The 11,955-nt window shown below is 71.6% G+C and carries 6 protein-coding genes; all 6 read left to right on the top strand.

All coding sequences use genetic code 11. From position 1 onward, the window contains the following. Nucleotides 1-99 precede the first annotated feature (99 nt). The 6 genes from VIM26_RS23205 to VIM26_RS23180 all read left to right on the top strand — a co-directional run bounded on the left by VIM26_RS23205 (nt 100) and on the right by VIM26_RS23180 (nt 11,864). Nucleotides 100-1,284, top strand: coding sequence for an oligosaccharide flippase family protein (locus tag VIM26_RS23205; protein WP_331955700.1), 1,185 nt, complete (start codon nt 100-102; stop codon nt 1,282-1,284). A 104-nt stretch (nt 1,285-1,388) separates the two neighbouring features. Next, nucleotides 1,389-1,586 carry a hypothetical protein gene (locus tag VIM26_RS23200; RefSeq protein WP_331955699.1) on the top strand — a complete coding sequence of 66 codons (198 nt, stop codon included), beginning with the start codon at nt 1,389-1,391 and terminating at the stop codon, nt 1,584-1,586. A 145-nt stretch (nt 1,587-1,731) separates the two neighbouring features. Then, the gene (locus tag VIM26_RS23195; RefSeq protein ID WP_331955698.1) at nt 1,732-2,451 is read left to right on the top strand and encodes a hypothetical protein; all 720 of its coding nucleotides are present in this window, start codon (nt 1,732-1,734) and stop codon (nt 2,449-2,451) included. Nucleotides 2,452-2,502: 51 nt separating this feature from the next. Continuing rightward, nucleotides 2,503-6,006 carry a PKD domain-containing protein gene (locus VIM26_RS23190; protein ID WP_331955697.1) on the top strand — a complete coding sequence of 1,168 codons (3,504 nt, stop codon included), beginning with the start codon at nt 2,503-2,505 and terminating at the stop codon, nt 6,004-6,006. Nucleotides 6,007-6,171: 165 nt separating this feature from the next. Continuing rightward, nucleotides 6,172-6,873 (top strand): hypothetical protein, encoded by a 702-nt coding sequence (locus VIM26_RS23185; RefSeq protein ID WP_331955696.1) that lies wholly within the window; start codon nt 6,172-6,174, stop codon nt 6,871-6,873. A 59-nt stretch (nt 6,874-6,932) separates the two neighbouring features. Then, on the top strand, nt 6,933-11,864 hold the full coding sequence (locus tag VIM26_RS23180; RefSeq protein ID WP_331955695.1) for a PKD domain-containing protein: 4,932 nt from the start codon (nt 6,933-6,935) through the stop codon (nt 11,862-11,864). Nucleotides 11,865-11,955: the final 91 nt, after the last annotated feature.

Genomic DNA, 11,955 nt, shown 5'->3' with positions numbered 1-11,955 from the left:
GCCGCGTCCCGCACAGATCGTCGGCCACCGAGGTGCGCGCATGTTAGCACGCGCGCTGCTAGTCTCCGGCGGCATGAGCCGAGTGCGGGTCGGTGCCCTGTGAGGGCCCAGTTCCTCATCATCTTGGCGTCCCGCGGGCTCGGCAGCGTGCTGCAGGCGGCGGTGCTGGTGCTGCTCGCGCGCGCCGTCCCGCTGAGCACGTTCGGCCTGGTGAACGTCGTGATCGGGGTCGTCGGGATCCTGCTCGTGGTCACCGGTCTGGGCATGAGCACCTACGTGCCGCGGGCACGGGCGCGCGGTGACTCCGCCGAGGTCGTCGCGGGGCTGCGCCTGAACACGCTCTCCAACCTCGCCACCGGGGTGTGCCTCGCGATCGCGATCGCGGTCTGGACCTCGATCGGCGAGATGCCGGTGGCGCTCGCGGTGATCGGGGTGTCCCTCGCGCTCGAGCGCAACGTCGACACCCTCCTCGGCGTGCCGATCGCCGACGGCGACTCCCTGACCCCCGCCGTCTCGATGCTGCTGCGCCGCTCGGTGTCCCTGGTCGTGCTGGTCGGCGCTCTCAGCGCGCACCTGGACCCGTTGTGGTCCTACGGCGCCGGCCTGCTGCTCGGGGCCCTCGCCGCGCAGCTGCACGTGCGACGCGTCATCGACCTCGACGAGACGACCGGCCGCATCTCGATGCGGGTCCTGATGCGCGAGGCGTGGCCGTTCCTGGTGAGCAACGTGACCGCGCAGGCGCGAACCCTGGACACGGCCGTCGTCGCCGCGGCCATGTCGGCCTCGGCCGCCGGCCTGTACTCCGCGGCGTCCAAGCTCGTCCAGCCGTTGCTGCTCATCCCGCAGACGATCGGTGCGGTCGTCACGCCGCACGCGGCGCGGCTCGAACCCCGGGCGGCGCGCCGGCTCGGCGTGAAGCTGGTCGTGGTGTTCACCGCCGCGCTGGTGCCGATCGTGCCGCTGATGGTGTTCGCCGAGCGGCTCATCGTGCTGGTGCTGACCGACAAGTACGCGGGCGCCGGCCCCGCGCTCGCGTTCAGCCTGGCCGGCCTGCCGTTCATGTCGCTCTCGGCCTCGCTCGGCGCGCTCCTGCAGGGCCAGGGCGCGGAGCGCTACGTGGCCGTGAACGGCACGGTGTTCGCCCTGCTCATGTTCCCCGCGATCCTGGTGGGCGCGGCGACGGCCGGCATCGGCGGGGCGGCCGCCGGGCTGGCCCTGTCGTACCTGCTGCGCTCGGCCGTGCTGGTTCGAGCGGTGCTCCGGCTCGGCAGCGCGGCGCGCTAGCTCCGGCCCGGCCCGGGCCGGCGATCTCGTAGGCCCGATCGGGTGAACCGGCGGGTGAAGTCGCAGGACAATGGTTCGTTCTGCCCGGTTCGTCCCCCTATGGTGTGGCAGGCCGACTGCGGGCGAAGGTCTGGACGGCCGGCCAGCCGGAGCCTGCCGGCTGGCTGATCGCCACCACCGATGCGACGTCGACCCTGCAGATCACCGGGCACACCGGCGTCGCCGCGCTGCTGTCCAGCACGGTCACGAACGGTCCGGCGACCGTCCGGGTGGACGGCTACAGCGTGACCGCCGTCGGCTGAGGCTGCTCGCGGCGGGCCCCGTTCGGGTGGCGCGCGAGCGGGTGAATTGTGGCCGGAATGTGCCGATAAGTCCCGATCATCCACCTACGCTCGTGCACGTTGGAGCAAATTGCACCGACGAGGAGTGAACTGTCGGGATCCGGTGATGGTGCACAGCGCAGCGTTCCTCGCACGTCGTGGCCCGAGGGCTGCCGTGGCCGCGTTCGCGGTCGCCGCCCTCGGCGGCGGGCTGTGGTGGACGATGGCGGGCGCCAGCGGCGCGAACCAGACCGCGGCGACGCCGCGGAGCTCGGTATCGGCGACGAGCACCCCGAGCGCCGGACCCACCTCGGCGGCCAGGCCCACCGTGAAACCATCCCCGGCGCCGTCCCCGGCCTCGTCGGCCGCGACCGCCCCCGTGCCCGATGCGAAGGCCAACGTGCCGGACCAGAAGCCGGTGCCGCCGCGCACGGAGGTCGTGCTTCCCCCGGTCGGGCTCGCGGAGCGGGCCGACTTCGGGAACAAGGTCAGCGCCCGCCTGACTCGGTCCGTACGGATCGAGGGCAAGGGCCAGGGCATCGGTGAGCGGTCCGGTCCGTCGTTGCTGGTGACCGTCGAGATCACGAACTCCAGCGCGGCCACGATCGACCTCGACTACATCGTGGTGAACCTCTACGGCGGCCCGGACGACGCCCCCGGGCAGCTGCTGCTGGGCGACCCCCACTCAGCGCCGATGTCCGGGAAGCTCGCGCCGAAGGCTTCCCGTAGCGGCACGTACGTGCTGCGCCTGCCCGACCCGACGCCCGACGAGGTGACCGTCACCGTCAACTACGGGGCCGAGACCCCCACCGCGGTCTTCACCGGCAAGGTCTCCACCTCGCCGTGACTGCCCACCTGTTCGCGCACGTCGCCCGTCGTTCGACCTGAGAGGAATCTCGTGCGCACCGTCCCTGCCGCCCTTCCCAGGACCATCGCGAGTCTCGCGGTCGCAGCTCTCGTCGTCGCGGGCCTCGTCGCGGGACCGCAGGCCCCGGCCGTCGCTGACGCCGCGCCCGCGGACCCCGCGACGCCGGCCACGGTGGCGGGGGACTCCCTGCCCACGGTCCAGGTCGACGGCGTGGTGTGGTCGCAGGTCATCGTCGGGACCACGGTGTACGTCGCCGGACAGTTCACGACGGCCCGGCCCGCCGGGGCGGCAGCCGGGACTGCGACGGTCGCGCGCTCGAACCTGCTGGCGTACGACCTCGGCACCGGGAACCTCATCACGAGCTGGGCGCCGACCCTCAATGGACCGGCCTACGTCATCTCGGCCTCGGCTGATGGGACCCGCCTGTACGTCGGCGGCGACTTCACCTTGGTGAACGGGTCGGGCCAGAACCGGTTCGCCGTGCTCAACCGGTCCACCGGCGCTCGGATCTCGGGGTTCGCGGGCGCGAACGCGGCGGTGCGGGCAATCGCGTCCACCACGAGCACGATCTACATCGGCGGAAACTTCAACACCGTCGCCGGCACCACGCGGTACCGCCTCGCGGCGATGAGCGCGACCACCGGAGCGCTGCTGACCTGGAAGGTCTCGGCGCAGTCCCAGCAGGTCGAGACGATCGTGCTCAGCCCGGACAAGAGCCGCCTGATCGTCGGCGGGCGGTTCACGTCGCTCGGCGGCATCGCGGCACTCGGGTCCGGCGCGGTCTCGGCGTCGACCGCCGCCGTGCTCCCGTGGGCGGCGAACAAGGTCATCCAGGACTGGGGCTACGGCGCCGGGATCATGAGCCTGACGACCGACGGGACCCTCGTCTACGGCTCGGGCTTCGCGTTCATCCGGGATTCGAGCAGCGCGGGCAACCTCGAGGGCGTGTTCGCCGCCAACCCCAAGACCGGGGAGATCGTGTGGGTCGAGGACTGCCACGGTGACACGTACTCGGTGTTCGCGAACCCGGGCGGGGACTCCATCTACAGCGTGGGCCACGTGCACTACTGCCAGAACATCGGTGCCTACCCCGAGAGCCCGTATCGCTACGCGCTGGCGTGGTCCAAGACCACCAACAGCACGATCACCCCCAACGCCGCCGGGACCTACTACAACTGGCAGGGCTTCCGGGCCCCCGACCAGCTGAACTTCTACCCGGACTTCACCAGGGGCAGCTTCACCGGCCAGAACCAGGCCGCCTGGGAGGTCACCGGGACTGCCGACTACGTGCTCTTCGGCGGGGAGTTCCTCACCATCAACGGCTCCGGTCAGCAGGGCCTGGGCCGGATGGCCGTGAGCACGAAGTCCACCAACCTGCAAGGTCCACGCCTGAGCGGGCTCCAGCCCGTCGCCACGTCCAAGGCGGCGGGCACCGCGCAGGTGTCGTGGCCGACCAACTGGGACCCGGACAACGAGACGCTCTCCTACTCGGTGCTGCGTGACAACGACCCGACCCCCGTCTACACCACGACGGCGGACTCCCGCTGGTACCGCACCTCGCGGGTCTCGTTCACCGACACCGGTCTGGTCAGCGGGCGCAACTACAGCTACAAGATCGTCGCGAGCGACCCGTTCGGCAACTCCGTCACCTCGCCATCGGTGACCGTGAACGTGGCCGGCTCCAGCGCGGGCACCCTGGGTACCTACGCCCGCGGAGTCCTGAACGACGACCCGGTCGGTTACTGGCGCCTGGGTGAGAACAGCGGTTCCGCGCAGGACTGGACCGGCTACGCCAACGCGTCGGTCGGCAACCAGGTGAACCGGCCCGTCGCCGGAGCGATCAGCGGGGACACCAACGGCGCGGCCCGGTTCACGGGTTCGTCGTCGTCCCGGGTGTACACCACCACCTCGACCACCGGCACGAACCGGTTCTCCCTCGAGGCGTGGTTCAAGACGACGTCCACCAGCGGCGGCAAGATCATCGGCTTCGGCAGCTCCTCGAACAGCAACAACAGCGGCAACTACGACCGTCACGTCTACATGGGCACCGACGGCAGGCTCACCTTCGGCGTCAACCCCAACGCCCTGCGGGTCATCACCACCCCGGCCGCGTACAACGACGGGCAGTGGCACCACCTGGTTGCGACCCTCGGCCGGACCGGGATGCGGCTGTACGTCGACGGCACGGTCCGCGCCAGCGACCCGGACACGGTCAGCGCCCAGGTCTTCAACGGGTACTGGCACATCGGCGGAGACGCCGTGTCCGGGTGGCCGGGCGCGGGCTCGGACAACTTCGCCGGCGACATCGACGACGTCGCGGTGTACGGGCGCGCGCTCAGCGCGAGCGAGGTGACTCTGCACCACGGGACCGGCATCAGCGGGACGATCCCGAACCTGCCGCCGACGGCGAGCTTCACCGCGACCGGCGGCGAGCTCACCGCATCGTTCAACGCCTCGGCCTCGAGCGACTCCGACGGGTCGATCACCTCCTACGCCTGGAACTTCGGCGACGGCGCCGCGGGCACCGGCGTCACCGCGACGCACCCCTACGCCGTCGGCGGCACCAAGACGGTCACCCTGACCGTGACCGACCTCGCCGGCGCGACCGGCACGGTCTCCCACGACGTCGTCGTGGCGAACCCCAACTCCCCGCCGGTCGCGAGCTTCACCGTGACGCCGACGACGGGCCGGACCGTCGCGGTCGACGCCTCGGCGACGACCGACCCGGACGGAACCGTCTCGTCCTACGCGTGGACGTTCGGCGACGGCGGCACGGCCACCGGGAAGACCTCGTCCCACACCTACGCGAGCGATGGCACCTACACGGTGCAGCTCATCGCGACCGACGACGTCGGCGCATCCGGCAGCACCAGCCGGTCGATCACGGTGCTCAACACCGTCGTGGCGAGCGATGCCTTCGGGCGGACGGTCGCGGACGGATTCGGCTCCGCGGACCTCGGCGGGGCGTGGACCGCGACGGCCGGGGCGACGAGCGTCACCGGCAGCGTGGGCCAGCTGACCCTCCAGGCCGCCGGTTCGGTCGCCGGCGCACGCCTGGCAGGCGTGACGGGAACGGCGTTGCGCACCCAGGTGACCGAGAGCTGGGACAAGCGCCCGAACGGCTCGGGTGGCTGGTTCCTGCTGCGCGGCCGCATCACCACCAACGGTGAGTACCGGCTGAAGGTCGGCCACAAGTCGTCGGGCGCGGTGACCGCCCAGCTCGTCCGCACGACCGCCGCCGGCGCCGAGACCGCCCTCACCACGGAGACGACCGTGGCCGGGCTGACCTACGCCGCAGGCACCCCGATCGCGGCGTTGTTCGAGGTCAGCGGCACCTCGCCGACTACCCTGCGGGCCAAGGTCTTGGCCGCGGGCGGCGCCGAGCCGGCCGCCTGGCTGATCGACACGACCGACGCGACGGCGGGGCTCCAGGGCGCCGGGCACACCGGGCTCGCGGCCCTCCTGTCCAGCTCGGCGACCAACGGACCGGTGGCGGTCCGGGTGGACGACTACATCGTCAACAGCGTCGGTTGACCGCTGTAGCAAACCCGGCGGATCCCCGGCTGGTCCGAGCGGGTGAACCGCAGGATCCACCCGGGTGAATATTGCGCACATTGTGCCGCTCTGTCCTGTTCGTCCCCCTACTCTTTGGCAGGTCGAGTGCAGCGGCTCTCGCACGGAAACTGGTGGGGGTCGGTCATGTTCGAGCGAACACGGGGACGGCTCGGGCGTCGCGGCCCGCGGCTCGGCGCCGCTGCTCTGGTCGTCACCACCGTCGCGGGCGGCCTGTGGTGGGGCCTGGCCGGGGGCGACTGGGACGGGGCGGTGGCCGCGCAGGGCGCACGCGCCGGCGGCAGCGAAGCCTCGCCGACCGCATCGCCGTCAGCTGCGCCGAGCGCCGCGCCGTCGGCCGCGCCCACCGCTGCGCCCACGCCGGCCAGCAGGGCCGGTAGCGCGTCCAACGTGCCGGATCAGACGCCCGTGGCCCCCCGCAAGGAGGTCGTGCTGCCCGCCGTCGGCCTCGCGGAGCCGGCCAGCTTCGGGAACAAGGTCTCCGCTCGGCTGACGACGTCCGTCCGGGTCGAGGGCAAGGGGCAGGGGGTCGGCGAGCGGTCCGGTCCCTCGCTCCTGGTGACCGTCGAGATCACCAACTCCAGCGCGGCGCAGATCGACCTCGACTACATCGTGGTGAACCTCTACGGCTCCCACGGCGCACCGGGGCAGCTCCTGCTCGGTGACGGCCGCTCGGCCCCCATGTCCGGAAAGCTCGCGTCGAAGACGTCCCGCACCGGCACGTATGTGCTGCGCCTGCCCGACCCCACCCCCGACACGGTCACCGTGACGGTCAACTACGGCGCGCAGGCGCCCACGGCAGTGTTCACCGGCAAGGTCAGGACCTGACCGTGTCTCCCGCCCTCGGCACCCCTCCCCGCGAGCCGTCCGTTTCCGAGAGGATCCTCATGCGCACCGCCCTCGTCACCTTCCCCAAGGCCGTTGCCAGCCTCGCGGTTGCTGCGCTCCTCGCGGCAGGTCTCACGGTCGCCGGCCCGCAAGTTGCGGCGTTCGCCGACTCGCCGCCGGCCGACTCGTCCACGCCGTCCACGGTGGCCGCGGACGGGCTGCCGACGGTCCAGATCGACGGCGTCGCCTGGTCGCAGGTCGTCGTCGGGAACGCGGTGTACGTCGCCGGGCAGTTCACCACCGCGCGCCCGGCGGGAGCAGCCCTGGGGGACCAGACGGTCGCACGCTCGAACCTGCTGGCCTACAACCTCGACACCGGTGCGCTCATTGAGAACTGGGCGCCCGCGCTGGACGGACCCGCGTACGTCATCACCGCCTCTCTGGACGGGACACGTCTGTACGTCGGCGGCGACTTCACCACGGTGAACGGCATCGCGCAGAACCGGTTCGTCGTGCTCAACCGGTCCGACGGCGCGCGGATCGTGGGCATCAACCCCAACGTCAACGGAGCGGTCCGGGCGATCACCTCGACACCGAGCACCGTCTACTTCGGCGGCAGCTTCACCTCGGTCACCGGCAACACCCGCAACCGCCTGGCGGCGATCAGCGTGAGCACCGGCGCACTGATCCCGTGGACGGCATCGGCACAGTCCGCGCAGGTCGAGTCGATGGTGATGAGCCCGGACCAGAGTCGCGTCATCGTCTCCGGGCGCTTCGCGACGCTCAACGGCATCTCGGCGCGCGGGTCGGGAGCCCTGTCGGCCTCGACCGGTGCCGTCCTGCCGTGGGCCGTGAACACGGTCGTGGCCAACTACGGCTACGCCGCCGGGATCATGGGCCTGGAGACCGACGGAAACCTCGTGTACGGCTCGGGCTTTGCCTTCATCCGCGACGCCAACAGCGCCGGCAACCTCGAGGGCGTGTTCGCCGCCAACCCGAACACCGGCGAGATCGTGTGGATCGACGACTGCCACGGTGACACGTACTCGGTGTTCGCCAACCCCGGGAACGACGCGGTGTACAGCGTCGGACACGTGCACTACTGCGGCAACGTCGGCCAGTACCCCGACGGCGCGTACCGCTACGCACTGGCGTTCTCCAAGAAGGCCGCCACGACGGTCACGCCCAACGCGGTCGGGAACTACTACAACTGGGCGGGCTTCAAGGCGCCCGGACAGCTGAACTTCTACCCGGACCTGACCCGGGGGACCTTCACCGGTCAGGGCCAGGCGGCGTGGGACGTCACCGGGAACTCGCAGTACGTGGCCCTCGGTGGGGAGTTCCTCACCGTCAACGGGCAGCCCCAGCAGGGACTGGTCCGGATGGCCGTGAGTGCGAAGTCCACGAACCTGCAAGGTCCACGGCTGAGCGGAACCGCGCTGACTCCCGTCGCGACGTCCAAGGCCACCGGCACCGCACAGGTGTCGTGGCCGACCAACTGGGACGCCGACAACGAGACCCTGACCTACACCGTGCTGCGCGACGGGACGCCCGTCTACACGACGACCGGTTCGGCGCGGAACTGGCAGCTCTCCAGGCTCTCGTTCACGGACACCGGGCTGGTGAGCGGGCGGACGTACGGCTACGCGGTGGTCTCGAGCGACTCGTTCGGAAACTCCGTCACCTCGCCGGCGGTGAACGTCAACGTCACCGGGACCAGCGCCGGGGCCCTGGGGCAGTACCCGAAGGCCGTGCTCGACGCCAACCCAGCCGCGTACTGGCGCCTGGGGGAGAACAACGGGTCCGTGCAGGACTGGACCGGCTACGCCGACGCCACCGCGGGCAACCAGGTCACGCGCGGCGTCACCGGAGCAATCGTGGGCGACGTCAACAAGGCGGCCCGGTTCAGCGGCTCGTCGAACTCCCGCGTCTACTCGACCAGGTCCGTCGTCGGCCCGAACAGGTTCTCCCTCGAGGCCTGGTTCAAGACGACGTCCACCACCGGCGGCAAGATCATCGGCTTCGGCACCTCCTCGACCAGCACCAACAGCAGCAACTACGACCGGCACGTCTACATGGGGACCGACGGCAAGCTCCGCTTCGGCGTCAACCCCAACACCCTGCGGGTCCTCACCAGCCCGGCCGCCTACAACGACGGGCTGTGGCACCACCTCGTGGCGTCCCTCGGCTCGGCGGGCATGCGGCTCTACGTCGACGGCGCGCTGCGCGCCCAGGACCCGGGCACCCTCAGCGGGCAGCAGATCAGCGGCGGGTTCTGGCACATCGGCGGCGACAGCGTCGCCGGCTGGCCCGGTGCCGGGTCGGACAACTTCGCCGGGGACATCGACGACGTCGCGGTCTACTCCCGCGCGCTCACCTCGAGCGAGGTGGCCGCGCACCGGGTGGCCGGCACGGGTGGCGTCGACACGAACTCCCCGCCGAGCGCGGCCTTCACCGCGACCGGTGGGGAGCTGAGTGCCGCAGTCGACGGCTCCGCCTCGACCGATCCCGACGGTCTGATCACGTCGTACGCCTGGGACTTCGGTGACGGCGCAGCCGGCACCGGCGTCACGGCGACGCACGCCTACTCGGCGGCCGGCACCTACCCGGTCACGCTGACCGTCACCGACGAGCGCGGCGCCTCCGCGTCGGTCGCCCACAACGTCGTCGTCGTGGGCGCGGCGTCGAGCGTTCAGGTGTCCGACGCGTTCGAACGCACCGTCACCACCGGCTTCGGGACCGCCGACCGCGGCGGGGCCTGGAGCGCGACGAGCGGGACCTCGGTGGCGAACGGCGCCGGAAAGCTCACGCTGGCGAGCGCCAGTGCCTCCGCCTCCGCCCGCGTGACGGCCATCTCCGGAACGGCGCTCACCACGCAGGTCACCGAGGACTGGGACAAGCGCCCGGTCGGCTCGGGCGGGTACTTCCTGGTCCGCGGACGCATCACGGCGAACGGAGAGTACCGGCTCAAGATCGGGCACAAGTCCGCGGGCGCGGTGACGGCCCGGATCGTGCAGACCAACGCCGCCGGCACGGAGACCGGCATCACCGCCGAGCTGACGGTGCCCGGGTTGACCTACGGGACGGGTGCCGCCACCTCGGCACTGCTCGAGGTCAGCGGGACGTCGCCGACCACCCTGCGGGCCAAGGTCTGGGCAGCTTCCGACCTGCAGCCTGCGGCCTGGCTCATCGACACGACCGACGCCACCGCCTCGCTGCAGGGGGCCGGGCACACCGGGATCGCCGCGAGCGTGTCCAGCACGACCACCAACGTTCCGGTCATCGTCCGGATCGACGACTACGTGGTGACCGGCCCGAACCAGGCGCCCATCGCGAGCTTCACCGCCACCGGCGGCGAGCTCCAGGCGAGCGTGAACGCGGCGGCCTCGACCGACCTCGACGGGACGATCACCTCCTACGCCTGGGACTTCGGCGACGGCGGCACCGGCACCGGCGTGAGTGCGTCGCACGCCTACGCGGCCGGCGGGACCTACCAGGTCACGCTGACCCTGACCGACGACGACGGCGCGATCGGCTCGATCACCCACGACGTCGTCGTGGCCGGCCTGAACCAGCCGCCGGTGCCGGACTTCACCGTGACGCCCACCGGCCTGACGGTCGCGGTCGACGCGAGCGCCACGACCGACCCGGACGGGACGGTTGCCTCCTACGCCTGGGACTTCGGTGACAGCACGGCGCCGGGTACCGGGAAGACGACCTCGCACGCGTACACCGTCGCGGGCACCTACACCGTCACCCTGACGGCGACCGACGACGACGGGGCGTTCGCCTCGACCACCCGCGACACCACCGTCGTGGTCCCGAACCAGCCGCCGACGGCGAGCTTCACCGCGACCGGCGGCGAGCTGACCGCGTCGTTCGACGGGTCGGCGTCGAGCGACTCCGACGGGACGCTCGTCTCCTACGCCTGGGACTTCGGTGACGGCGGCACGAGCACCGAGGTCGCACCGACCCACCCCTACGCGGTGGGCGGCACCTATACCGTCCGCCTGACCGTCACCGACGACGACGGCGACACCGGCACCGTCACCCAGCCGGTGGTCGTCACGACGCCAAATGTGGCACCCACCGCGAGCTTCGTGGCGACCACCTGGGGCCTGTCGATGACGGTCAACGGCTCGGCGTCGAGCGACTCGGACGGGACGATCAGTTCGTACGCCTGGGACTTCGGCGACGGCAGTGCGCCGGCGACCGGCGCCACCCCGCCGTCGCACGCCTACCCCGGACCGGGCACCTACCCGGTGACCCTCACCGTCACCGACAACGACGGCGCGACGGGTAGCAGCACCCAGTCGATCGCGCTGGACCCGGCTGCCACCGGGCTGCTCGCCGCCGACCCGTTCGAACGCGCGGCCGCGAACGGGTTCGGCACCGCAGACCTCGGGGGTGCCTGGACCGCGACGGCCAATGTGACCGCCGTCGCCGGTGGCACGGCGTCGATCAGCCTCGCGGCCAAGAGCTCGGGTGCGGGGGCGCGGCTGCCCTCGGTGACCGGGACGAGCCTGACCACCCAGGTGACCGAGCGCTGGGACAAGCAACCGAACGGCTCGGGCGGCTGGTTCCTGCTGCGCGGGCGCATCAACGCCGGCGGTGAGTACCGGCTCAAGGTCGGCCACAAGTCCGCCGGCGCGGTGACCGCTCAGGTCGTCCGCACGAACGCCGCAGGTACCGAGACGGCCATCACTACCGAGGCGACGGTGACCGGCGTGACCTACACGGCGGGTACCCCGATCGTGGTGCTGTTCGAGGTCAGCGGGACGTCGACGACCACGCTGCGGGCCAAGGTCTGGGCCGCGTCCCAGGCTCAGCCGGCCGGGTGGCTCATCAACACCTCGGACACGACGGCGGCGCTCCAGGGCGCCGGGCACACCGGCGTCGCCGCCGTCCTGTCGAGCACGACGACGAACGTGCCGGTGACGGTCCGGATCGACAACTACAGCGTCACGGCCCCGGTCGCCCCGGCACCCTAGGCTCGCTGACTGACGGCGTGGCGCCTTCGCGAGGACCGGCCCTGGGGGCTGGGAGGTTCGCGGGCGTCACGCTGTCCCATGCCCGCCGCGG

The organism is Pengzhenrongella sp., assembly GCF_036565025.1.
Classification (GTDB): domain Bacteria; phylum Actinomycetota; class Actinomycetes; order Actinomycetales; family Cellulomonadaceae; genus Pengzhenrongella.
The sequence above is the reverse complement of the archived record's forward strand: the minus strand, read 5'-3'. Positions and strand labels throughout refer to the sequence as shown.

Bases quoted from the DNA above. Each gene is read 5' to 3' on its own strand.
- VIM26_RS23195 (WP_331955698.1), top strand. From the start codon at position 1,732: ATGGTGCACAGCGCAGCGTTCCTCGCACGTCGTGGCCCGAGGGCTGCC.
- VIM26_RS23185 (WP_331955696.1), top strand. From the start codon at position 6,172: ATGTTCGAGCGAACACGGGGACGGCTCGGGCGTCGCGGCCCGCGGCTC.
- VIM26_RS23180 (WP_331955695.1), top strand. From the start codon at position 6,933: ATGCGCACCGCCCTCGTCACCTTCCCCAAGGCCGTTGCCAGCCTCGCG.